The organism is Shinella granuli, assembly GCF_004341885.1.
GTDB classification, from domain to species: Bacteria; Pseudomonadota; Alphaproteobacteria; order Rhizobiales; family Rhizobiaceae; genus Shinella; species Shinella granuli.
The window spans coordinates 38,641-60,244 of the sequence record NZ_SLVX01000008.1; the positions used below are offsets into that span (position 1 = coordinate 38,641).

Sequence of the window (21,604 nt, forward strand, 5' to 3'; positions counted from 1 at the left end):
AAGCGGATGGCGAAACGACCGGCCTCCTCCCTGCTGTTCGAAGGCTCCGAATGGAATTTCGCGACCCTGTCGCGGGCCTATGACGCGATCGAGGCCATCGCGATCGGCGAGATGGGGCTCGACGTCTACCCCAACCAGATCGAGGTCATCTCCTCCGAGCAGATGCTGGATGCCTATTCCTCCGTCGGCATGCCGCTGATGTACCAGCACTGGTCCTTCGGCAAGCGCTTCGTCTTCGAAAGCCATCTCTACCGCAAGGGCTATCGCGGCCTCGCCTATGAGCTCGTCATCAATTCCAATCCCTGCATCACCTATCTCATGGAAGAGAACACCATGCCGATGCAGGCGCTCGTTACCGCCCATGCCGCCTTCGGCCACAACCATTTCTTCAAGAACAACTACCTGTTCCGCCAGTGGACGGATGCCAGCGCCATCCTCGGCTACATGGATTTCGCCAAGAAATACGTCGCCAAATGCGAGGAGCGGCATGGCCCGGCGGCAGTGGAGGAGATCCTCGACGCCGCCCACGCCCTCATGGATCAGGGCGTCTTCCACTATCGCCGCCCGCCGCGGCTGTCCTCGGAAAAGGTGACGGAGCGGGCGCGCGAGCGGCTGGAATACGAGGAGCAGACCTATAGCGACCTGTGGCGCACCCTGCCGACGGCGGGCGGCAATGCCGGCATCGAGGCGGCCGAGCAGGAGGCGCTGGAGCGCAAGCAGGCGCTGAACCTGCCGGAAGAGAACCTGCTCTACTTCCTGGAGAAGCACAGCCTGATCCTGGAGCCCTGGCAGCGCGAGATCCTGCGCATCGTGCGCGTCATCGCCCAGTATTTCTATCCGCAGGGCCAGACCAAGGTGATGAACGAGGGCTGCGCCACCTTCGTGCACTATTTCATCATCAACCGGCTGTTCGACCAGGGCCGGATGAGCGAGGGCGCCATGCTGGAGCTTCTGGCGAGCCATGCCAACGTGGTCTTCCAGCCGGATTTCGACGATCCGCGCTTTTCGGGCCTCAATCCCTATGCGCTCGGTTTCGCGATGATGCAGGACATCGAGCGCATCTGCACCCGGCCGACGAGCGAGGACCGGGACTGGTTTCCCACCATCGCCGGCAATGGCGACTGGCGGGGAACGCTGCTCGACGCCTGGGAGAACCACCGCGACGAATCCTTCATCCTGCAATATCTGAGCCCGACGCTGATGCGCCGCTTCCGCCTGTTCCACCTCACCGACCGTGCCGACGAACGGTTCTGCGAGGTCGCCTCCATCCATGACGAGCGGGGCTATTCCGCGGTGCGCGCCGCGCTTGCCCGGAACTACGATCCCGGCGTCAACCGGCCGGATATCCAGGTGGTCGACGTCGATCTCCTCGGCGACCGGCAGCTTCGGCTGCGCCACAGCGTCAAGCACGGCATCCTCCTGAACGAGAGCGACCGCGACGCGACCCTCGCCCATGTCCGCCGGCTGTGGGGCTACAATGTCAGCCTGTCCGGCGTGGATGCCCAGACGGGGGCTTCGCTCTACGAGTGCTCGGCGACGGAGGCGTGATTGGCGTGAGGGCAGGCAATTGCATATGGACGGTGGAGATTGCCGCCCCACCCCCCTCTGCCCTGCCGGGCATCTCCCCCTCACGGGGGGAGATCGGCAAGAGGCGAAAGCCTCGCTTAATCAGCAGCGCTGGAAACGGGCGAAACGGCTCTCCATCCAATCTCCCCCCTTGAGGGGGAGATGCCCGGCAGGGCAGAGGGGGGTGGGGCGGCAATCTCCACCGTCCATATGCGATAATCCTGCCGCCTTGCGGGAAGAGTGTCATGCCCCCCGCGATTGCCCTGCTTGCGCGCGCACGTCGTTCCCCCTGACGCGCACCGTCGGGACCGAATCGGTGCAGTACTGGTCGTAGAGGCTGCGATATTTCTCCGCCGCGCCGAAATCGCTGTAGCGGGGGAGCGCCGCCATGTCCGTCTTGTTGAGCACGACGCCGACGATCTTCGCCTCGATGCGGCTTTCGGCCGAAAGCAGGTCGCGCACCAGCGGCGAGGGGGTCTTGCCCCATTCGACCACGAAGAGGAAGCCGTCCGCCAGCGGCTCGAAGGTCTTCACGTCGACGACCGGAGCGAGCGGCGCGAGATCGACGACGATGTAGTCGAAGGTCTGGCGCAGCTCATCGAAGAGGCGTTTCATGGCGGCCGACGCCATCAGCTCGTTGGGATGGTGTATCTCGCCCGCGCCCGTCCGGCCGCCGGCCGGCAGCACGGCGAGCTTGCTGCGGCGGTCGACCTTGATCGCCTGGTTCCAGGCGGCCTGCCCGAGCAGCACCTCCACAAGGCCGGCCTGCGGGGCGGGCTTCAGCATGGCGGTGAGGCTCGGCCGGCGCAGGTCCGCGTCGATCAGCAGCGTGCGCTTGCCGCTGGCGGCGAGCAGCGCGGCAAAGTTGATCGCGACGGTGGACTTGCCCTCCTGCGGCAGGGCGGAGACGATGCCGATCACGCGGCTCTCGCGCCCGTGCAGCATCATGTCGCTGGCGAGCCGGGCATGGCGCAGCGTCTCGGCGAAGGCCGAGCCCGGCGCGTCGAGCACGATGCGCGTCATGCGCTCGAAGGGAATGACGTCGCCTTCCTCCGTGCCGCCGTCCTCGGGCCGGGCGGGCTGCGCGCGCTCCTTGCGGGCGCCGACCAGTGGCAGGTAACCGAGCGGGCGCAGCCCCAGCACGGCGCGGATGTCGTTGCCGACGCGGAAGGCGCGCTCGCGCATTTCCTGCAGGACGGTCAGCGCGCCGCCGCCCATCAGGCCGAGCACCAGCGACAGACCTATCGTCAGCGTCCTGCTCGGGCTGGAGGCGGCCGTCGGCACGCCGGCATCGGAAATCACCCGCGCCTTGGCGATGGGGAAGGACTGCTGCTGCGTCGCCTGCTCGTAGCGGGCGAGATAGGCGTCCGACAGCGTCTTCAGCGCCGCCGCCTGCTGCTCCAGCGTGCGAAGCTGCACCGAGGAGCGGTTCGCCTCGGCATTGCTGCCGGCGACCTTCTCGATATTCTCGCGCAGCGAGACCTCCCGCGATCGGGCGACGTCGTAGTCGTTGCGGTAGCTTGCCGTCAGCTGCTGCAGTTCCTGGTAGATCTGCCGGGCGAGGTCTTCCTTCTCGGTCCTGAGCGCCGCCGCCTGCGGATGGTCGGCGCTGAAGGCGCGGGTGATCTCCTCCTCGCGCTTGACGACGGCGTTGTAGCGGCCGCGCAGCTCCTGCATGATGGCATTGTCGCCCTGCCGCGCCGGGATGGTCGCATTGGCAACCGCCTTTTCCGGCCCCTGCTCGACAATCGCGCGGAACTGGTTGTAGCGGGCGGAGGCGCTTGCCGCGTCGGCCTGCGCCACGATGAGCTGGCTGTTGAGATCGGCAAGCTGCTGTTCCGACATGAGCTCGCCGCGCGCGGCGGTCAGGCCGTTCTCGTTGCGGTAGCGCTCGACCGCAAGCGCTGCGGCCTGCGAGCGCTGCTGGATATCGGCAAGCCGCTCCTGCAGCCAGATGCTGGCCTGCTCGCTGGCATGGACATTGGCATCGAGCTGCTCGGCGAAGAAGGCCTCGGCATAGGCCTTGGCGATGGTCGCCGAAAGCTGCGGGTCGGGCGAGCGGAAGGAGACCGCGACGACGGAGCTGCGCGCGACGCGCTCGACGCCGAGGGCCTGCTGCAGCATCGCCGCCGCCTTCTGCCGCCGGCCCTCCGCTTCCGCCTCCGCCGAGGGGGCAGGACCGCCGGAGCCGAGGGAGGCGAGCGACTTGACCCAGCCCTTGGCGAGGGAGACGGGCGATTGCGGCGGGTTGAGGATCGTTTCGTTTTCGGAGAGTTCAAGGGCATCGACCACGCGCAGCGCCAGCCGGCCCGATTTCAGGATCTCGATGGCGCTGGCAAGGCGCGTGTCCGCCTGCTGGCTGGTCTGCGGCGTGGTCTCGGCCTCCTCGGCATAACGCGACAGGTCCTCGTCGAGCAGGATCTGGGTCATGGCCGTGTAGAGCGGCGTGGCGAAGACGAGATAGAGGACGCCGAGCGCCAACGCCACGACGACGGAGAGCGCGATCAGCCGCGCCCGCCGCATGAGGATCGTCACCAGACGGTTGAGATCGATGAAGCTGTCGGACGCATCCGGCTCCCTGCGGAAAAGGCTGCCGTACGGCACGGTGCGGTGATGCATGGGGCTCCGTTCTGCCTTTCGGCTCATTGGTCGCTGCCTATGCGGATCCCGGGCCGGTGGTCCGGGATCCGCATGTGTCAGGCGGCGCGTGCGCCGCCGCCATGGGCCATCACGAGATCGCGGAGCGGCTCGAAGAGCGCACCGCCGAGGTCCGGGCGGGCCAGCGCGAAGGCGACATTCGCCTCGATGAAGCCCTGCTTCGAGCCGCAGTCATAGGTTCGCCCCTCGTAGACATGGGCATGGAAGGGCTGCGTGGCGGAGAGCTTCAGCATGCTGTCGGTCAACTGGATCTCGTTGCCGGCGCCGCGCTGCTGGCGGGCGAGATGGCCGAACACCTCCGGCTGGAGGATGTAGCGCCCGTTGAGGAAGAAGTTGGAGGGCGCTTCGCCCGGTGCCGGCTTTTCCACCATGTGGGTGACGGTAAAGCCGTGCCGCACGGCCACGCCCTTGCCGACGATGCCGTATTGCGAGGCCTCCTCGGGCGCGCATTGCTCGACGCCCACCACATTGCCGCCGACCTCGCCATAGAGGTCCATCAGCCCGGACAGGCAGCCGCGCGGGCCGAAGGACACCATGTCCGGCAGGAGCAGCGCGAAGGGCTCGTCGCCGATGAGATCGCGCGCGCACCAGACCGCATGGCCAAGGCCGAGGGGGGCCTGCTGGCGGGTGAAGCTCACCGCGCCCGCCGCCGGCAGCAGCCGGCCGAGCTCGCTGACCGCGGCCTCCTTGCCGGAGCGCTCCAGCGAGGAGATCAGCTCCGGCGTGTCGTCGAAATGGTCCTCGATGACCTGCTTGTTGCGGCTGGTGACGAAGACGACATGCTCGATGCCGGCCTCGCGCGCCTCGTCGAGGGCATATTGCACGACCGGGCGATCGACGATGGTCAGCATTTCCTTCGGCATGGCCTTGGTGGCCGGCAGGAAGCGGGTGCCGTTGCCGGCAACCGGGATGACGGCCTTGCGGACGGTCTTGGTTCGCTCCATGGCATTATCCTTTGTTCTTGAGCGGCAGGTCTTCCGCTGTCGTTGGGGAAAGGGCCGCGCGCGCCGTCAGGCGGCGCCACCGGGTGGCGATCGGCATCGAAAGATGCCGGAGCGCGACGGGATCGCCGAGCGCCACCTTGAGGGCGGGCCCGAGCGAACGGTTCTTCAGATGCTGGACGAGCGCGAGGAAGGACCGGGTCTCTTCGAGGTTGCGCGTGCGCCGGCGCTGGGCCGCGGCGGCCGCGCCCTGAAGCGGGAAGCGGGCGAGAAAGCGTCGGTCGCCGGCCAGCATCGCATCGACATGGTGAAGGTGCAGCACGCGCGAGATCGACCCCTCGCGGATGTGGTAGACATAGCCCGCCTCGGGCACGATGGCAGAGGTCCCGCCCGCGGCGAGCACCGAGGCGAGCAGGAGATAGTCCTCACCGATGCGCAGCGCCTCGTCGAAGGCAAGGTCCTTCTCTTCAAGGAAGGACCGGCGGAAGACCGGCTTCATGTAGCCGAAAGTGTGCGTGGCGCGGAAAATCCGGTTGGCGTCGATGAAGACGGGCAGCGTCAGGGCCGGCATGGCGGCGAGTTGCGCCGCATCGAACATCCGCTCGTTGCGGCCGTCGGCATGCAGCACGTCGAGATTGTCGACGACGACGGCGGCGCCCTTCGCCTCGGCCGCAGCGATCATGCGGCAAAGGCGATCCGGCTGCATCGTGTCGTCGGCGTCGAGCACCGCGATCCAGCGGCCCCGCGCGGCGGCAAAGCCCGCATTGCGCGCCCCGCCTGGTCCGCGGTTGCGATCGAGCGGCAGGAGTGTCAGCCCGGGCGTGCCGAGCGCGACGACGGTCGCGCGTGTCGCGTCCGCCGAACAATCGTCGACGACGACGATCTCCACGGTCACGCCCTCCTGCGCGGCGGCGCTGCGAATGGCGTCGCCGATCGTATCGGCCGCGTTGTAGGCGGCGATCACGACGGAGACATCGGGCGGGAGCGTGCGGGTCATCGCGTCGCGGCCTCCGGCTGTCCGTAGGGTTCGATGGCGCGGGCGCCGAAAAGGCCGCCGATCACGCCGGCATGCAGCAGGCCGCGCAGGAGGAAGCGGTTGCGCTGCACCGGCAGGAGGACGAAGGCCGTTGCCGCCGCAAGGCAGAAGCCGGCCTTCGCGGCGGCGAGCCCCGCCGCGCCGGTCCGGCCCGTGCCGCGCCCGGCAAGAAGCCGGCCATGGGTCTGGCCCATGCGCAGGCGACGCTGCGCCAGCCAGGAAAACCGGGCGCGCGCGGGCGGAACCGGCTCGTTGACCCAGGCCTCGCCGGCAAAGGCGATGCGCCCACCGGCGGCGTGCACCTCGCCGAAGAAGGCGGTGTCCTCGCCACCGCTGCGGCCGAGCGCATGGTCGAACCGGCGGCCGGCGATGGCCGGCGCGGCAAGGCGCAGCAGCACGTTGCAGGTATAGCCGGTGCGGATCTCGCCGCTCACCCAGACGGGGCGGGTGGAATGGAAGTCGCCGCGCCGCATCCAGCCGGGGGCGTCCAGCCCGTACTGTGCCCTGACCGGGCCGAGGACCACGGCGGCGGCGCCCGTCGTCGCCGTGGCGAGCAGGTTTTCGAGCCATTGCGGCTCCACCGTCTCGTCGTCGTCGACGAAGGCGAGGAAGTCGGCATCGGCCGCCTCCAGGCAGGCATTGCGGGCGAGCGAGATGTTGCCGGCCGGGCAATGCACATAGGCAAGCGCCATCGGCAGGTTTTTGCGCGCGGCCTCGGCGCAAGGACGGGCGCTCGGCTCCACGTCGTTGTCGGCGACGATGACGCGCAGGGTAACGCCCGGCGGCACCGTCAGCGCGGCGAGCGAGGCCAGTGTCTCGCCCAGCGCCGCCATCCGCCGGAAGGTGCAGACAGCGATATCGATGCGGAGCGGAGCGGGGGCCATCATGCCGCGACCCTTCGCTGGCGGATGTCGAGAAGCTCGCGCCAGAAGCCGGCGGACCAGGCGAAATGCATGATCATGGCCGAGACGGCGGCGAGCGGGCCATAGGGGTTGCGCTGGCCGAGCGCCATCCAGGCGCCATAGCCGAGGCAGGCCGCCGCCCACAGCACGAAGGGCACGGCGGCGATCCAGGTGATGGCCGCCAGGAACGCCCCGACCGCCACCGGCGCCACCATCAGCGGCAGAAGCTGGCGCAGGCTCGGGCGCGCGCGGTGCTTGAGGAAGTTGCGTGCCCGCCCGCGGCCATAGCGGAAATACTGCTTGAACAGCGGCCCGGCGCTGGCGCGCGGATAGTAGATCATCGCGGTGCGCGCGGTCATCCAGATCCGGTAGCCGGCCGCCTGCAGGCGATAGTCGTATTCCGCGTCCTCGTTGGCGGTGAAGGTCTCGTCGTAGCCGCCGACCGTGCGGAAGGCGGAGATGCGCATCAGCGCGTGGTGGCCGTGGTCGGTCCAATGGCTTTGCGCCCCGGCGCGATGCTTTGCGCCGCCGTTGCCGAGCACGGAATTCTGCGCGACGGCGGTGGCCTTCTGGAAGGTGCCGAAGCCGACGGTCTGCATGGCGACGACGACGGAATCGGCCCCGGTCGAGAGGGCTTCCTCGACGAGCACGCGGCAATAGTCCGCGGGATAGGTGCCGTGCGCGTCGATGCGGATGAGATAGTCGTGGTCCATGCCGAAGGTCTCGACGGCAAGGTTCACGGCCGCGCTCTGGATGCGCTTGGGATTGTCGAGGAGGTGCAGGTTCGGCACGCTTGCCGCAAGCTCGGCGGCGATGGCGCGCGTGCCGTCCGTGCTGCCGCCGTCGGCAATGACGAGCGTGGCGTTGAGCCCGGCCAGTGCCGGTTCCAGCTGCCGCACCAGCGGCTCCAGGTAGCGCGCCTCGTTGAGGCACGGGATCACGATCAGGCACCGCACGGATGTCACGGGGTCAATGGTCATGGCAATCCACCTTGCTTGCGAGAAGGGAGGGAGCGGGCGCGGGCTCCGCCGCCGGCGCGCGGAGCGCGGCAAGGCGCTGGACGAATGCGGCGCAATCGGCCCGGTCATGGATCCAGGGTTTCGGCCCGAGCCCGGCGAGCGCGGCGTGGAGCGCCCGGTAGCTGTCGTCGTCGAAGGCGGAAAAACGCGTCACCAGCGTTTCAAGGCGGGCATCCCGCAGCGCAATGCCGATGCCGCGCTGACCGGCAAGCCGCGCCGTCTCCGTTCCGCCCAGAACGATGGGCAGCGCGCCGTGGCGGCATCCCTCGTAGAGCCGGTTGGGCAGCAGCCACGCGGAGTTCAGCCCCTCCTCGAAGAAGTCGATCGCCCAGGCGAGATCGACGTCGCGGTAGATGGCGGCGAGATCCTCCGGATTGCGGTAGGGGCCTTCGAAGCGGATGAAGGGCTCGCGCGCCACGAGGCCGTCGAAATCGTCGAATTCCGACCGGGCGGGGCGGCCGCGCAGGATCACCTCGAAGCGGCCCTCCATGCGCCGCGTGAAGGCGGCGAGGAGATCGAGCGACTTGCGGCAACGGATCGCGCCGAACCAGCCGATGCGCCAGGGCTCGCCCGCCGGCTTTTTTGCCCGCGGGGGCAGGTCGTCCGTCGGGCCGTCCAGCGCCAGCACACGGTTTTCCACGAGATGGACCGGCGCCTTGACGCCAGAAAGCGGCCTGAAATAGTGCTCCACGAAGGCCGGCGAGCTGGTGACGAGGAGGCCGGCCTTGCGGGCGAAATGGCGCTCGGCCGCGCGCAGGCCGCGGCTCGCCACGCCCTTGCCGGTCAACAGTCGGTGGATGTCGAGGCATTCATAGGCGACCGGCACAGCGCCGCCGAAGATCGCCTGCGCCCGGCCGGCCAGCGCCAGCATTTCGAGATTGCGCGCGAGGATGACATCCGGCCGCGCCATGCCGGCCAGCCGCGGGCGAAGCGTGGCGCCGGCGCGGGCGACGGCCGCAAGGCGCTGGGCGAAGCGGGCGTCCCGTGTCGCGCCGAGCTCCACGGGAGCGACGCCCTCCACCGCCGCGAGCCGGTTCTCGCCGCGCCGGAAGCCGGCGAGCGTCACCTCCGCCCCGCCCGCGCGCAGCATCAGCACGCGGCGGCGCACGGCGGGATCGGAAAGATCGTGAACGAGATAGAGCACCCGGAGCATCGGCCGCGTCCCAGTCAGTTCAGCAGGCAGGCGACGGAGCCGGCGAAGGGGCAGGCATCACCCTCGGCGGTGAAGGCGACGCGCTCCACCTCCAGCCGCGTCGGGCCGGCAAAGGCGAAGCGGCCCATCCAGCCGGTCAGCGTGTCGCTGCCCCACAGCGAGAGGAACACCTTCTGGGCGTTCACTGGCAGCGCCGCCGGATCGGTCACCTCGTGCACGAGGGCGCCGTTCACATAGTAGCGAAGCCGGTCCTTCTGCCAGACGAAGGCATAGTCGTTGAAGCCGGCATCCGCCGGGCCGGGAAGCGGCACCAGCTTCTCGTTGCCGCCCTTGCCGGCGACATACTGGTTGAGCTGGACGCGCGACGTGTCCTTGCCGAGCACCTCGAAATCGATCTCGTCGTGCTGTTTCTTGTCGGCCGGGCCGATATAGGTGAAGAAGGCCGAGTTGAGGCCGGAGCCGGTCGCCGTCTTCATGCGCACCTCATAGGTGCCGTAGCCGTAGCGTTTGCGCGTCTGCACCTCGCCGCAGGCATAGTCGCGCTCGCCGGCTGGCGCCGCATCGAAGGAGAGCAGCAGCTTGCCGTCCCTGACCGCGACCTGGTCCTTCGACCAGGTGCAGTTCTGGTGCGCGCCGTTGTTCCAGCCGTCCGAGACGTACCAGAAGCCCGTATCGAGCGTATCGAACTCCTCGACGAAGGAGGTGCCGCTTGCGCCCTCCTGGGCGGCAAGGGGACCGGCTGCGGCGAGCGCCGCAAGAAGGGCGCCGGCCCGAAGGGCGTTTTTCAAGGAAGCGGTCATTCCGGTTACCTCCGTTGGGCGATGGAACCGCTCGGCTCCATCGGCGGATGCTGGCGCTGGCCCATGGGCGCCCGCGGGCTGCCCAGCCGGCGGCCGGTGAGGAGGGCGTGCAGCGACGGCGTGAAGCGCCGCGCGGCGGCATGGCTCACGACGAGGATGGCGAGCGCGAGCAGAGGGCTTGCGACATAGAAGAGCGGGTAGGCGTCCGCGCCGCCGATGCGGTTCCAGACCATCCAGAACAGGACGAGCAGCGGATAGTGCGCGCAGAAGATCCAGAAGCTGAGGCCGCCGAGCTTCGCCAGCGCCGCGCCCGGCGCCGTGCGCACCAGAAGCGCGGAAAGCGCCCAGGCGCCGAAGATGCCGAAGATCGCCGTCAGGCTGCGCAGCATGTCCAGCCAGGCGGGGAATTCCGGGCCGAAGGCAAAGAGGGCGAGCGACAGCGCCACCGCCATGGCGAGCACGGCGAGGACGAGCGGCACGGCGAAGCGGTCGAGGCGGCGGATGTCGAAACGGTGCAGCGCGGCGCAGACGCCGAAGCTGAAGCCGAACAGGATGGATTTCTTCAGGAAGATACCGTTCGGCAGCGGCAGCACCGCATAGGCGAGCATCAGCGTCAGCACGGTGCGCGGATAGCGCAGCACGGCGATGGCGATGAGCGGCGAGAGGACAAGGCAGAGCAGCAGATCGCGCAGGAAATAGAGCGGGATGTTGACGGGCCAGGTCTCGATCGCGAAGGCGAGGTTCATCCATTCGCGCGGCGTGGCGTTCAGAACGTCCGGCAGGTAGCCGAAGCCGATGCCGCGCGACTGGGCCGCCAGCACGAGGAGGAGGAAGGCGGTGTTCCACAGGAGGAACGGCACGAGGATCGTCGAGGCCTTGGTGCGGAGCGTCCGGCGATAATCGAACCCCGCAAACCCGCGCTGGAAGAGCAGGTAGCCGGAAATCGCGCTGAGGCAGGGAACGCCGATCCTGAACAGGCTGTCGCCGAGGAAGACGCGCAGCCAGTCGAAGCCGCCGAACTGCCCGGCATAGGGACTGGTCGCCGGATCATAGGGCACATGCACGAGGATGATGCCGCTGATCAGCACGATGCGCATCAGGTTGATGCGCTGTGAAACGGTCGCGTCGATATCCACGGTGTCCGTCACCCCTCTGGTGTGCCGCTCCCCCAAGCGGCCGTTCAAACAAGAGCAGACTCGAGCCTACGAAGCGGAGTCTGGGTGACGGGACGGAAAAAAATATGGCGGCGCAACAAATTCGCGTGATGGGAAGGTTGCATTGCAGCATAATGACAGGTGCGGCGCCGCTCGCGGAAGGGGAATTCCGCCCGCCGTCCGGCAAGACCAAGCGCCGCGGCATCAATTCTTTGCAGTCTATTCGAATATACTGATCTGCCTGCAATTATGGGATGCAGGAGCCTGTAAAGTTTTTTTCGATGACTGGCCGCGATCGGCCCGGCTGGGGGCCGATTGCGGCAAGGCGGGGCCGAAATGCGGCAGGCTCAGGGCAAAGCGGGCGATGTCTTGGGCCGGCGCGCGAGATCGAGGAGCTTGCGCAGCAGCGGGCGCTCCGTCAGGAGGACCAGCACGCCGTAGAGGACGCCGCCGAGCGCGATGCCGGCGGCAAGCTGCAGGGCGGCCGGCAGTCGCGGGGCGAGGACGTGGTCGAGGGCGTAGCGCACGGCGAGCGCCATCAGCACGGCCGTCAGCATCGGGCGCACCGCGCGCACGAAGCCGGAGAGGAACGGCGTGCCGTCGGCGCTGAACACCAGCCTGGAATAACCGACCAGCACGAGCGCGTTGACGATGCAGAGCGCCGTCATCGCCGCGACCAGCGTGCCCTCATAGGCGCCATAGGCGACGGCGGCGGTGGTGACGACGGCGCGGCCGACCGCCCAGCGGAAGAGCGCGCCGCCATGGCCGGCGCCCTTCAGATAGGGGATGAAGGTGCTGCAGGGCGTCAGGATGCCCTTCGAGAGCGCGAGCAGGCCGAGCACCGGCCAGGCGGCCGCCCATTGCGGGCCGAACAGCAGGAGCATGGCGGGTTCGGCGAGCGCCCACAGGCCGAACATCATCGGCGCGAGCAGCAGGGTCGTCAGCTGCGTGCTGAGCATCAGCGCCTGCGAACGGCGTTCGCGGTCGTGCATCATCGCGCTGAAGGCGGGAAAGAGCACGCCCATGACGGCGGACAGCACCACCTGGTTGGGAATGCTGGAAAAGCGGTTGGCCGCAGAATAGGCCCCGGCCTCCGCCAGCCCCAGGAAGCGCGAGATGACGACCATCGGCGACTGGAAGGTGACGAAATTGGCGATCTCCGAGCCCATCAGCCCGAGGCTGAAGCGCGCGAGCCGCGTCACCTCCCCAAGGCGGAAGCTAAGGCGCGGCAGGTAGCGCGAGACGAAGAACAGGCCGGCAAGCCGCACGACGCCCGCCACGAAGAGCTGGACGACCAGCGCGACGACGCCGAAGCCGGCGAGCGCCAGCGCGACCGCGGCGATCGCCGCCAGCGATTCGGACACCATGCTCCACAGCGCATCCTTGCTGAACTGCATGCGCCGGGCGACGAGGGCATAGGCGACGTCGCCGGCAAGCTGCAGCGGGACGAGCAGGCTCATCAGGCGCAGGAGCGGGGCGGCATCGGCCGCGCCGAGCCAGCCGGCCAGCGGCTCGGCCCAGAAAAACAGCCCCGCCGCCATCAGGAAGGCGAGCGCCAGATTGGCCCAGAACACGGAGTGGATCGTCTCCTCGTCCTCCCGCGGTTCGAGGATGAGGGCTGAGGCGAGGCCCGCCCCGCCGATCATCGCCAGGAACTGCACGAGGGCGAGCGCGACGGCCACCGCGCCGAACTCCTCGGGCGAAAGCAGCCGGGCGAGAATGGGCACCGTGACAAATTTAAGCCCGAATGTGCTTGTCTTGGATAGGACGCTCCAGCCGACGTTTCGCGTCACCGACTTCGCGTTCACCTGCTGGGACATGGCGGATACCTGCTCGAAAAAGGAGCCCTGGCGACGACGAAATGCCTGCGCCGGAAACGGCCGCGCCCCCGTGGGAGGAGACCATGCGAAACTCTTTCTAGAGAAACCACAGGGACGAAAAGATGGCGAAGCTGACAGTTATCATCCCCTTCTACCAGAAGGAGCCGGGCATCCTGGAGCGTGCGCTCAGGTCTGTTTTTGCCCAGAATTTCAACGACTTCGATGTCATCGTCGTCGACGACGAATCGCCGTATCCGGCCGATGGCGACATCATCGCCCTTTCGCCGGAAGACCAGGCGCGCGTGCGCATCCTGCGGCAGGAAAATGCCGGGCCGGGCGGCGCGCGCAACACCGGGCTCGACCATGTCGCGCCGGAAACCGAGCTCGTCGCCTTCCTTGATTCGGACGACACCTTCGCCCCCGGGCACCTTTCCCGCGCCCATGCGGCGATGACCCAGTTCGGGGCCGATTGCTACTTCGCCTCCATCACCGGGGGCGATGCCTTCTACTATCATTTCGGCGTCGCCGATCTTGCGGAAAGCGAGACCGTCGTGCGGCTCGTGGAGGATCCGCTCCTCATCGAAATCCCCGGCCTGACGCAGGTCATGCTGAAGAACTGGAGCTTCCTGCACCTCTCCGCGATGGTCATCGGCCGGCCGCTGATCGAGCAGGTGCGCTTCGATGCGGCGCTGCGGCTTGCCGCCGAAGACGTGCTGTTCTTCTGCGATTGCGTGCTGGCGGCCAGACGCGTCGTGCTCGGCGCGGAGGCGGGGGCCATGCGCGGGGAGGGGGTCAACATCTTCCACGGCGTCGACAACGATTCCCCGCAATTCCTGCGCCAGCAGTTCAACACCTGGCTGGCGCTCGACCGGCTGGAGACGCGCTTCACCGAGCGGCCGGCGGAGGTCGCCTCGCTGCGCGCCTACAAGCAGACCGCCAGGCGCCAGGCGCTTTGGGGCCAGGCGCGGCGCGTCAAGCGGCGCAAGCTGCCCCAGTTCGACATGCTCGCCCGCTGGGCACTGCGCGATCCGCGGCTGATCGCCAGCGCCTTCGCGCTCGCCGTCGGCAAGGTGTCCCGCTGATTCTCTTTCGCGCCGGGCGGGAACGCCCGGTCCCTTGCGCCCCGCTCTTCCAAGGAGGTGGACATGAAGCCCTATTACTGGGAATCGCAGCACGGCAATTTCGGCGACGACCTCAATCTCTGGCTCTGGGATTTCCTGCTGCCGGGCTTTCGCAGCGTCCATCCCGACGTGCTGCTCGTCGGCGTCGGCACGGTGCTGAACAAGGCGCTGCTGCCCGAGGCGGGGCGCAAGCTCGTCATCGGCAGCGGCTTCGGCTACGGCGTGCTACCGGACATGCGGGATGAAAGCCTCTGGGACATCCGCTCAGTGCGCGGGCCGCTGACGGCGGCAAAGGTCGGCGTGCCGGAGACGCTGGGCATCGTCGACCCGGCGGTGCTGGTGGCCGACATGCCGGAATTCTCGAACCTGCCGAAGCGCCATGGCTGCAGCTTCGTGCCCCATTGGGAATCGGCGGTGGCGGGCCTGTGGCCGGCCGTCTGCGCCACGGCGGGCCTCAACTATATCGATCCGCGCGGCGAGGCGAAGGCCGTGATCCGGGCGATCGCGCAGTCCGAGCGGATCGTCGCGGAATCCATGCACGGCGCGATCCTCGCCGATGCCTTCCGCGTGCCCTGGACGGCGGTCAGCACGTCGGACAGCATCAACAGCTTCAAATGGCGCGACTGGGCCGCGACGGTCGGCGTCGAACACCGGCCGCGCCGCGTGCCGCTGTCGAGCCGGGCGGAAGCCATCGTCAAGGGCGCCCGCTTCTGGGGCGTCGACTATGAGGGATACAGCGCCGCGCGGCCGGAGCGCGGCGCGGCGGGAGACGTCGCCGTTGCGCCCGCTGCCAGCAAGCCGTCGGGCACGGGCCTTCGCCTTGCCGCCAAGCAGGTTCTCGCCGCGCCCTCGACACTGGCGCTCTGGCAGGCGAGCCGCGCCGAACCGCAGCTCAGCGCCGATACCCGCCTCGCCGCGCGCAAGGCGCAGCTCTACGACGTGCTGGAAGGCGTGCGGCGCGACTACCTGTAAATCCCGCGATGCCGGCCGGTCCCGTCAGACCGGCTCGGCAGGGGAGGCGGGCAGCAGGTAGCGCAGGCCCGCCTCGGCCGGTGCCTCTCGGCGAAAGCGCCGGTAGGCGGCCTCCGCCTTGTCGCGCAGGATGCCACCGGCAATGGCCGGCAGGGCGGCGGGATGGCCGAAGGCGTAGGAGAGGGCCGCACCGGCGCCGCGCTCCCGCTTGCTGTCGAGGAAGCGGCGCAGGGCATGCCGGTTGCCGATCTGGCGGCAGTGCCGGCGCATGACGCCGAGCGCCTCGGGGGGAATGCCGCCCGTCGCCAGGATGGAGCGTTCGGCGGCATGCAGCGCCGCCAGGTCTTCCGTGCGGTGCCGGCCGCTGAGCGAGTTCTCGCGCACCAGCGCGCCGTAGCCGCAGCTCTCGATCACCGTATAGCGCGCGCCGTTCGCCAGCGCCCGCACATAGAGCTCGTAGTCCTCGCCAAGCCGCATCTCCTCGCGGTAGCGCAGCCCGTGCGCGTCGAGAAAGGCGCGGCGCATGACCGGTTTCAGGAAGCCCAGTTCGCCGCGCGGCGCGCCGCGGCGGGAGATGTTGCCCTGCACGAAGGCCTTGAGATCGAGGCGGCGCGGGCGCGGCGCGAACTGCGCCGGCTGGTGAAGCGGCTCGGCCTCCGCCATGAAGGCGATGTTGTCGGCGATGAAATCCCAGTCCGGGCAGGCGAGCATCTGGCGGAAGCGGCCGGGAAAGAAGACGTCGTCCGCATCGAGGATGGCGATCAGCGGCGCGCGGGACACGGCGATCGCCCGGTTGCGGGCCGCCGAGGGCCCGCGGTTCTGGGTGAAGCCGAGGATTTCCAGCCGGCCGCTCGCATCGTTCGCGGCGGCGGCCGCCGCCATCGTGCGGTCGTCCGATCCGTCGTCCACCACCACGACCTCGGCCACTTCCGGCTGCGCAAGGGCCGAGCGGACGGCCCGCCCGATCGTCTCCTCGGCATTCTTCGCGGCAATGATGACACAGACCGTTTCTTCCTGGGCCATGGGCATACCCCCGTCACGCGTTGAACCATGGCGCGGGGCACCCGCGCTGCAATGCAGCATGAAAGGGGAAAAGGGCACAAAAACGGCCCGCCGCCCGAGGCGGCGCGATCAGGGCTTGGAGTGACCGGGCTCGTTCATCGAAACGGGAACCTTGCTCTTCGCCGCATCCCGGCTCGTGTCGATATCCGGCGTGCCGCGCGCGCCGGCATCGATGCCCCGGCGACGTTGCCGGGCCTCGCGCCAGACGAGGAAGAGCGTCGTGAGGAAATAGCCGACCTGGATGAGCACGGCGCAGAGGAAGGTCTGGAGGGCGGTGGTGGCGAGCGAACCGGTGGAAAGATAGGTCACCACGGCAAAGGCGACGAGCGCGATTGCCATGCTCAGGAAGAAGCGCGGCGCATAGGCCATGCTGTCCCGCCACTTTTTGTCCGGCACGCGTGTCATGATTGGATTCGCCTTCTCCTCACAGGCTACCCGGCACTATAGTGTGCCGCGTCAACAGGTGCAATCAAGGGTAAAACCCGTGGGCCGTCGCACCGGTTCCACCCTAGCCCGGCGACCTTGCGCTTCCGTTAAAATGCTCCCGCAACCGATTCGCTGCCTTGTTTTTGCCAAGTTTGGGACGCGGTTCGCGCCGAATGCGGGTTGTCGCGCGGCCAGCCTATCCGAGAGGTTGCGCCCGCCGCGTCTCCAGATCAAATTTTATTACGGCCTCTGCGGTTTTTCCGCGGAAACTGTGCACTGCAAAAACAATATTGCGATGCAAAATTATGCGCCTTCTCCATGTATATTCCGGTGTTTTCGTATCTTCTCCCCAGAGAAAGCCGATGACGGCTTCGTAATTCCGCAGCGCACGTTTTTTCAAAAGAAGTGAGATCGCAGTTTCCATGCGTGATCACGCAGAATCGGAAGGCGCGTTTCCATGGGGAAATGCTTCCAGATTGGACAGAGCAGGCGAACAAAGACTTCAATTTAGTACATAAACAATTGCTTAAATTACAGTGCTCCACCCTTTCCCGCCGCTTCACATTTCAAAAAACAAACTGTGACCACACAGTCCGCATTGGATGGCAGAGCGCGTCCGAGGGGACCGACCCTATCGCAAATCCAAGTGGAGCCATCTCTATGAAGTCCGCGACACGATCGGCCAGTTCGCCGTATTTCAGTTCGTTTGCAACCGGTGCACCGCCGGTGGGGGGAATATCGAAACGAAGCTTCGACATCCTGGTGGCGCTTGCCGCCATCATCCTCATCAGCCCCATCTTCCTGATGATCATGGCACTGGTGAAATTCTCCGACGGCGGCAGCGTCTTCTACGGCCATCGCCGCATCGGTTATAACGGCACGACCTTCCGCTGCCTGAAATTCCGCACCATGGCGGAAAATGGCGATGCCATCCTGCAGCAGTATCTGAAGGACAACCCGGCCGCCTATGAGGAATGGCGCACCGCGCGCAAGCTGCAGTTCGATCCGCGGGTGACCGTCGTCGGCACCGTGCTGCGCAAGCTCAGCCTCGACGAGCTGCCGCAGCTCTTCAACATCCTGCGCGGAGAGATGAGCCTCGTCGGGCCGCGCCCGGTGGTGGAGGACGAGCTGGAACTCTACGAGGCCTCCGCCATCTACTATCTCCAGACCCGCCCCGGCCTCACCGGCCTCTGGCAGGTCAGCGGGCGCAACGACGTGTCCTATGCGGCGCGCGTCGCCTTCGACACGCACTATGTCTGCAACTGGTCGCTGGTGAGCGATCTCATGATCGTCGCCCGCACCATCCCGGCCGTCTGCCTTTCGCGCGGCAGCTATTGATCCGGAAGAAGCGCCCGCGGCCCCGGCTGCGGGACGCCCGGAAGACAGGGGTTTCCATGAAGACGACATCGAACGCGGCTTTCGCCGCGGCCGCTTTTCCCATGAAGGCGCGCACGGCGCTCTGCCTTGCCTTTCTTGTCATTGCCGGTCCGGCAGGTGCCGAGGTCGGCGAATACCGGCTCGGGGTGATGGACAAGCTGCGCATCCGCGTGGCGGAATGGCAGACCGCCGAGGGCGCGATCCGCGACTGGAGCGCCGTCAGCGGCGACTACAGCGTCGGGGCGGACGGGGCGGTTTCCGTGCCCTTCCTCGGCCCGCTGCCGGCGGACGGCCGCACGACCGGCGAGCTCGCCGAGGAGATCGGCCAGAAGATGCAGGTCCTCTTCGGCCTGCGCGACCGCCCGTCCGCCTCGGTGGAGATCGCCGAATACCGGCCGGTCTATCTTGCCGGCGAGGTGCAGACGCCCGGCGCCTATCCCTATGCGCCGGGCCTGACGGTGCTCAAAGCCGTCAGCTTCGGCGGCGGCCTGCGCCGCGCCGATGCCGGCCAGCGCTTCACGCGGGATTTCCTGCGCTCCGAAGGCGAGGCGGCCGTCTTCCTTGCCGAGCGCAACCGCCTGCTGGTCCGCCGCGCCCGCATCCACGCGGAGATGAACAACGCCAAGGGCATCGCCATGCCGAAGGAGCTCGGCGATACCGAGGAGGCGCGCGCGCTGATGGAGAGCGAGAAGGCGCTGATGGTCTCGCGGGAGAAGCGCCTGCGCCTGCAATTGACGGCGCTCGCCGATCTGAAATCCCTGCTCGGCACCGAGATCGACGCCCTCGCCAAGAAATCGCAGACCCAGACGCGGCAGCTCGAACTCGTCCAGGCCGATCTCGACAAGGTCGACACGCTCGCCGAAAAGGGCCTGGCGATCAGCTCCCGGCGGCTGGCGCTGGAACAGCGCACCGCCGACCTGCAGGCCGCCCTGCTCGACATCGACACCGCCTCGCTGAAGGCCAAGCAGGACATCAACAAGGCCACGCAGGACGAGACCACCCTCACGAACGACTGGGACGCGCAGCTTGCCCAGGAATTGCAGAACACCGAACAGGAGCTCGACACGCTGGCCCTGAAGCTCGGCACGAGCCGCAGCCTGATGTCGGAGGCGCTGATGCAATCGGCCGATGCGGCCGCCTTCAAGGACGGGCTCTCGTCCGCCAACATCGCCTATTCGATCCTGCGCACGGTGAAGGGCAAGGCCGAAGAGATCGCCGCCACCGAAACGACGCCGGTCCTGCCAGGCGATATCGTCAAGGTGGGGCTGAGCCTGAAGACGCAGTGAGGCGGCCATGCGGATCGCCAAGGCAAGCCTGATCGACCCCGGGGCCAACACGGTCTATGCCGCGACGGCCGTCGCGCTGTCCTTCTTCGTCTTCGCCTATTCCTTCCGCTTCGGCCAAGTGTCGATCCTCGCCTATTATGCGCTGTGGCTGCCGCTGGTCATCGTCGATTACCGGCGGGTGCTCGGCAATTATGCGCGCTACGGCTGGATCTTCGCCTTCGCCGTCTTCGCGTGCCTCTCCGTCTTCTGGTCGCAGGCGCCAGGCGTCACGGCCCGCGCGAGCGTGCAATATCTCTCCCATGTCGTCTGCGCGCTGATCGCCATGCGCGTCGTCGACACGCGCACGCTGGTGCGCGGCGGCCTTGCCGGCACGGCGCTCGTATTGTGTTACTCGCTCGTCTTCGGCGTCTATCACCTTGATCCGCTCGACGGCACCTACAGCTTCGTCGGCGCCTTCGCCTCCAAGAACCAGCTCGGCTTCTACGCCTCGCTCGCCGTGCTCTTCGCCTTTGCCGCGCTCGTCCTCGGGGCCGAGCGCGGGGCGTGGAAGCTCGTCGCCCTCGTCTGCGTGGCCGTCGCGCTCTACTGCCTGAAAGCCTCGCAATCGGCAACCTCGGTGCTCACCACCGCTGCCGTCGCGGGTCTCTGCCTCGGGCTGAAGGCGCTGGAATGGCTGGCGCCGGCGCACCGCAAGATGCTGTTCCTCGTGCTCGCCGTCTTCGCCGTCCTCGTGCTCCTCGCCGGTGCCTATGGCGGCGGCTATGTGCTTGTGCTCGGCGCCTTCGGCAAGGATGCGACGCTGACGGGGCGCACCTATCTCTGGCAGCAGGGCATCGAGACGGCCGCGGCCGCGCCCTTCGTCGGCATCGGCTACCAGGCCTTCTGGGTGCAGGGTTTTGCCGAGGCCGAGCGGCTATGGGCCGCCTTCTTCATCGGCACCCGCTCGGGCTTCCATTTCCACAACACCTTCATCGCCGCGACGGTGGAGACCGGGCTGATCGGCTGCCTCTTGCTGTCGATGGTGCTGCTCGCCGCGCTCGCCGGCCATCTCCACCGGCTCCTGTCGGCGGCGCACGACCTGGAGGCGCTGGTCCTCTTCACCGTTGCGGCGCTCCTGGCGGTGCGAACCTTCGTCGAGATCGACATCCTCAATCCCTATCACGTCGGCTCCTTCCTGCTCTATTTCGCCGCCGGCAAGCTTGCCGATGCCCGCCGCGCCCGAAGAGGGCAGCCGGTCTACCGCGTCCGGCTGCCGCCGCGCGTCGAAGGCATCCGCCCATGACGGAAGAGACCCGGCCAGCGACGCTCTACGGCATCCAGTACCTGCGGGCGCTCGCCGCGCTCGCGGTCGTCTTCTTCCATGCCGGCGAGCGCAGCGGCCATGCGCTGGCGATCGGCGCGGCGGGGGTCGACGTCTTCTTCGTCATCAGCGGCTTCATCATGTGGGTGATCGTCGCGCGGCGCCCGGTCCCGCCCGGCCGCTTCCTCACCGAGCGCCTGCGCCGCATCGTGCCCATCTACTGGCTGGCGACCGGCGCCATGGTGGCGGGCGCGCTGCTCGGCCTCTTCCCCAATCTCGTGCTGACGGCACGCCACCTCCTCGCCTCGCTGTTCTTCGTGCCCTTGCCCTCGCCGAGCAGCGGGGAGGTCTGGCCGGTTCTCGTCCAGGGCTGGACGCTCAATTACGAACTCTTCTTCTACGCCGTCTTCGCCGCCTGCCTGCTCCTGCCCGCGCGCATGAGGCTTGCCGCCGTCGCCGCCATCTTCCTCGCCCTCGTGGCGCTCGGCCTAGCGGTGACGAGCGAAAACCCGCTCTTCGTCACCTATACCCGGCCGATCATCCTGGAATTCGTCGCGGGCATGCTGATCGGCCGGCTGTGGCTCGCCGGGCGGGTGCGCGGGAGGGTGCCGGGTCTTGCCCTCATCGGCCTGTCGCTCGCCGGTTTCGCGACGATCGGCATCCTCCGGCTGCCCTTCGACGAATGGACCTGCGGCCCGCTCGCGGCCATGCTCGTCTACGGCACCGCGGCGCTGGAGCGGGAAGGCGGCGTGCCGCACCTGCGGCTTCCCGCGCTCCTCGGCGATGCCTCCTATTCGATCTATCTCTGGCACACCTTCGCCATCTCGGTCGTGGCGAAGGCGGGAACGATGCTCGGGCTGGCGCCGGCGCTCGTCTTCCTCGCCTCTGTGCTCGCCGGCCTCCTGGCCGGCCTTGCCGGCTACCGGCTCATCGAGCGCCCGCTGCTGCGCGGGTTTTCCGGAAAGCGCCGCATGGAGGCCGCCCGCAAGGCAGTCGCCACCGAGGGATAAC

General features: G+C 67.9%; 20 protein-coding genes. 8 read left to right on the forward strand and 12 right to left on the reverse strand.

What is annotated here, in order from left to right:
- Positions 1 to 6 precede the first annotated feature (6 nt).
- The gene (locus EV665_RS14650; RefSeq protein ID WP_064333560.1) at positions 7 to 1,548 is read left to right on the forward strand and encodes a SpoVR family protein; all 1,542 of its coding nucleotides are present in this window, start codon (positions 7 to 9) and stop codon (positions 1,546 to 1,548) included.
- A 261-nt stretch (positions 1,549 to 1,809) separates the two neighbouring features.
- Here the strand turns inward: EV665_RS14650 and EV665_RS14660 are convergent, their stop codons facing one another.
- The 8 genes from EV665_RS14660 to EV665_RS14695 are packed head-to-tail and all read right to left on the reverse strand — an operon-like array spanning position 1,810 to position 11,223.
- Positions 1,810 to 4,212, reverse strand: a complete 2,403-nt coding sequence (locus EV665_RS14660; protein WP_133034632.1) for a polysaccharide biosynthesis tyrosine autokinase — start codon at positions 4,210 to 4,212, stop codon at positions 1,810 to 1,812.
- Positions 4,213 to 4,262: 50 nt separating this feature from the next.
- On the reverse strand, positions 4,263 to 5,168 hold the full coding sequence (locus EV665_RS14665; protein ID WP_064333558.1) for a UTP--glucose-1-phosphate uridylyltransferase: 906 nt from the start codon (positions 5,166 to 5,168) through the stop codon (positions 4,263 to 4,265).
- 4 nt (positions 5,169 to 5,172) lie between these two features.
- A complete protein-coding gene (locus EV665_RS14670) occupies positions 5,173 to 6,162 on the reverse strand; it encodes a glycosyltransferase family 2 protein (RefSeq protein ID WP_133034633.1) in 990 nt (329 codons plus the stop codon).
- The gene (locus tag EV665_RS14675) at positions 6,159 to 7,088 is read right to left on the reverse strand and encodes a glycosyltransferase family 2 protein (RefSeq protein ID WP_380685573.1); all 930 of its coding nucleotides are present in this window, start codon (positions 7,086 to 7,088) and stop codon (positions 6,159 to 6,161) included. The genes EV665_RS14670 and EV665_RS14675 overlap by 4 nt, the downstream gene beginning before the upstream one ends.
- Entirely contained in the window at positions 7,085 to 8,083 is a 999-nt protein-coding gene (locus tag EV665_RS14680) for a glycosyltransferase family 2 protein (protein ID WP_133034634.1), read from the reverse strand. The genes EV665_RS14675 and EV665_RS14680 overlap by 4 nt, the downstream gene beginning before the upstream one ends.
- Positions 8,073 to 9,275 carry a glycosyltransferase family 4 protein gene (locus tag EV665_RS14685; protein ID WP_162853063.1) on the reverse strand — a complete coding sequence of 401 codons (1,203 nt, stop codon included), beginning with the start codon at positions 9,273 to 9,275 and terminating at the stop codon, positions 8,073 to 8,075. Before EV665_RS14685 ends, EV665_RS14680 begins: the two co-directional genes overlap by 11 nt.
- Before the next feature lie 14 nt (positions 9,276 to 9,289).
- On the reverse strand, positions 9,290 to 10,075 hold the full coding sequence (exoK, locus tag EV665_RS14690) for an endo-1,3-1,4-beta-glycanase ExoK (protein WP_133034635.1): 786 nt from the start codon (positions 10,073 to 10,075) through the stop codon (positions 9,290 to 9,292).
- A gap of 5 nt (positions 10,076 to 10,080) precedes the next feature.
- Positions 10,081 to 11,223: an acyltransferase family protein gene (locus EV665_RS14695; protein ID WP_281048239.1), complete on the reverse strand. Its 1,143-nt coding sequence runs from the start codon at positions 11,221 to 11,223 to the stop codon at positions 10,081 to 10,083.
- A 92-nt stretch (positions 11,224 to 11,315) separates the two neighbouring features.
- Here EV665_RS14695 and EV665_RS32330 point away from each other — a divergent pair, with 92 nt between their 5' ends.
- Entirely contained in the window at positions 11,316 to 11,465 is a 150-nt protein-coding gene (locus EV665_RS32330) for a hypothetical protein (RefSeq protein ID WP_162853064.1), read from the forward strand.
- Between the two features lie 111 nt (positions 11,466 to 11,576).
- On the opposite strand, the gene EV665_RS14700 is transcribed toward EV665_RS32330, so the two are convergent.
- Positions 11,577 to 13,049: a lipopolysaccharide biosynthesis protein gene (locus EV665_RS14700; protein ID WP_133034636.1), complete on the reverse strand. Its 1,473-nt coding sequence runs from the start codon at positions 13,047 to 13,049 to the stop codon at positions 11,577 to 11,579.
- Positions 13,050 to 13,171: 122 nt separating this feature from the next.
- On the opposite strand from EV665_RS14700, the gene EV665_RS14705 reads away from it, so the two are divergent.
- Together EV665_RS14705 and EV665_RS14710 are read left to right on the forward strand one after the other, a co-directional pair.
- Positions 13,172 to 14,131: a glycosyltransferase family 2 protein gene (locus EV665_RS14705; RefSeq protein WP_133034637.1), complete on the forward strand. Its 960-nt coding sequence runs from the start codon at positions 13,172 to 13,174 to the stop codon at positions 14,129 to 14,131.
- Positions 14,132 to 14,194: 63 nt separating this feature from the next.
- Positions 14,195 to 15,142, forward strand: coding sequence for a polysaccharide pyruvyl transferase family protein (locus tag EV665_RS14710; protein WP_133034638.1), 948 nt, complete (start codon positions 14,195 to 14,197; stop codon positions 15,140 to 15,142).
- A 24-nt stretch (positions 15,143 to 15,166) separates the two neighbouring features.
- Here EV665_RS14710 and EV665_RS14715 read toward each other — a convergent pair whose 3' ends face one another.
- From EV665_RS14715 to EV665_RS14725, 3 genes are all read right to left on the reverse strand, one after another.
- Positions 15,167 to 16,165, reverse strand: coding sequence for a glycosyltransferase family 2 protein (locus tag EV665_RS14715; RefSeq protein WP_133034639.1), 999 nt, complete (start codon positions 16,163 to 16,165; stop codon positions 15,167 to 15,169).
- A 108-nt stretch (positions 16,166 to 16,273) separates the two neighbouring features.
- Complete coding sequence (locus EV665_RS33100) at positions 16,274 to 16,609, reverse strand: exopolysaccharide production repressor protein (RefSeq protein ID WP_281048240.1); 336 nt, start codon at positions 16,607 to 16,609, stop codon at positions 16,274 to 16,276.
- 217 nt (positions 16,610 to 16,826) lie between these two features.
- Positions 16,827 to 17,054, reverse strand: a complete 228-nt coding sequence (locus EV665_RS14725) for a hypothetical protein (RefSeq protein ID WP_133034640.1) — start codon at positions 17,052 to 17,054, stop codon at positions 16,827 to 16,829.
- A gap of 236 nt (positions 17,055 to 17,290) precedes the next feature.
- Here EV665_RS14725 and EV665_RS14730 point away from each other — a divergent pair, with 236 nt between their 5' ends.
- The 4 genes from EV665_RS14730 (at position 17,291) to EV665_RS14745 (ending at position 21,603) form a co-directional block, all read left to right on the forward strand.
- Positions 17,291 to 17,968 (forward strand): sugar transferase, encoded by a 678-nt coding sequence (locus tag EV665_RS14730; RefSeq protein ID WP_064333547.1) that lies wholly within the window; start codon positions 17,291 to 17,293, stop codon positions 17,966 to 17,968.
- 101 nt (positions 17,969 to 18,069) lie between these two features.
- Positions 18,070 to 19,293 carry a polysaccharide biosynthesis/export family protein gene (locus EV665_RS14735; RefSeq protein ID WP_380685739.1) on the forward strand — a complete coding sequence of 408 codons (1,224 nt, stop codon included), beginning with the start codon at positions 18,070 to 18,072 and terminating at the stop codon, positions 19,291 to 19,293.
- Positions 19,294 to 19,300: 7 nt separating this feature from the next.
- A complete protein-coding gene (locus EV665_RS14740) occupies positions 19,301 to 20,575 on the forward strand; it encodes an O-antigen ligase family protein (protein WP_210234637.1) in 1,275 nt (424 codons plus the stop codon).
- On the forward strand, positions 20,572 to 21,603 hold the full coding sequence (locus EV665_RS14745) for an acyltransferase family protein (RefSeq protein ID WP_133034642.1): 1,032 nt from the start codon (positions 20,572 to 20,574) through the stop codon (positions 21,601 to 21,603). The genes EV665_RS14740 and EV665_RS14745 overlap by 4 nt, the downstream gene beginning before the upstream one ends.
- Position 21,604 lies beyond the last annotated feature (1 nt).

Excerpts from the sequence above, each read along its gene's own strand:
- EV665_RS33100 (WP_281048240.1), bottom strand. The coding sequence starts at position 16,609 with ATGACACGCGTGCCGGACAAAAAGTGGCGGGACAGCATGGCCTATGCG.
- EV665_RS14715 (WP_133034639.1), bottom strand. The coding sequence starts at position 16,165 with ATGGCCCAGGAAGAAACGGTCTGTGTCATCATTGCCGCGAAGAATGCC.
- EV665_RS14660 (WP_133034632.1), bottom strand. The coding sequence starts at position 4,212 with ATGAGCCGAAAGGCAGAACGGAGCCCCATGCATCACCGCACCGTGCCG.
- EV665_RS32330 (WP_162853064.1), top strand. The coding sequence starts at position 11,316 with ATGGCGGCGCAACAAATTCGCGTGATGGGAAGGTTGCATTGCAGCATA.
- EV665_RS14670 (WP_133034633.1), bottom strand. The coding sequence starts at position 6,162 with ATGACCCGCACGCTCCCGCCCGATGTCTCCGTCGTGATCGCCGCCTAC.
- EV665_RS14700 (WP_133034636.1), bottom strand. The coding sequence starts at position 13,049 with ATGTCCCAGCAGGTGAACGCGAAGTCGGTGACGCGAAACGTCGGCTGG.
- EV665_RS14735 (WP_380685739.1), top strand. The coding sequence starts at position 18,070 with ATGAAGGCGCGCACGGCGCTCTGCCTTGCCTTTCTTGTCATTGCCGGT.
- EV665_RS14740 (WP_210234637.1), top strand. The coding sequence starts at position 19,301 with ATGCGGATCGCCAAGGCAAGCCTGATCGACCCCGGGGCCAACACGGTC.
- EV665_RS14665 (WP_064333558.1), bottom strand. The coding sequence starts at position 5,168 with ATGGAGCGAACCAAGACCGTCCGCAAGGCCGTCATCCCGGTTGCCGGC.
- EV665_RS14710 (WP_133034638.1), top strand. The coding sequence starts at position 14,195 with ATGAAGCCCTATTACTGGGAATCGCAGCACGGCAATTTCGGCGACGAC.
- EV665_RS14680 (WP_133034634.1), bottom strand. The coding sequence starts at position 8,083 with ATGACCATTGACCCCGTGACATCCGTGCGGTGCCTGATCGTGATCCCG.
- EV665_RS14675 (WP_380685573.1), bottom strand. The coding sequence starts at position 7,088 with ATGATGGCCCCCGCTCCGCTCCGCATCGATATCGCTGTCTGCACCTTC.
- EV665_RS14685 (WP_162853063.1), bottom strand. The coding sequence starts at position 9,275 with ATGCTCCGGGTGCTCTATCTCGTTCACGATCTTTCCGATCCCGCCGTG.
- exoK (WP_133034635.1), bottom strand. The coding sequence starts at position 10,075 with ATGACCGCTTCCTTGAAAAACGCCCTTCGGGCCGGCGCCCTTCTTGCG.
- EV665_RS14725 (WP_133034640.1), bottom strand. The coding sequence starts at position 17,054 with ATGGAAACTGCGATCTCACTTCTTTTGAAAAAACGTGCGCTGCGGAAT.
- EV665_RS14705 (WP_133034637.1), top strand. The coding sequence starts at position 13,172 with ATGGCGAAGCTGACAGTTATCATCCCCTTCTACCAGAAGGAGCCGGGC.
- EV665_RS14730 (WP_064333547.1), top strand. The coding sequence starts at position 17,291 with ATGAAGTCCGCGACACGATCGGCCAGTTCGCCGTATTTCAGTTCGTTT.
- EV665_RS14745 (WP_133034642.1), top strand. The coding sequence starts at position 20,572 with ATGACGGAAGAGACCCGGCCAGCGACGCTCTACGGCATCCAGTACCTG.
- EV665_RS14650 (WP_064333560.1), top strand. The coding sequence starts at position 7 with ATGGCGAAACGACCGGCCTCCTCCCTGCTGTTCGAAGGCTCCGAATGG.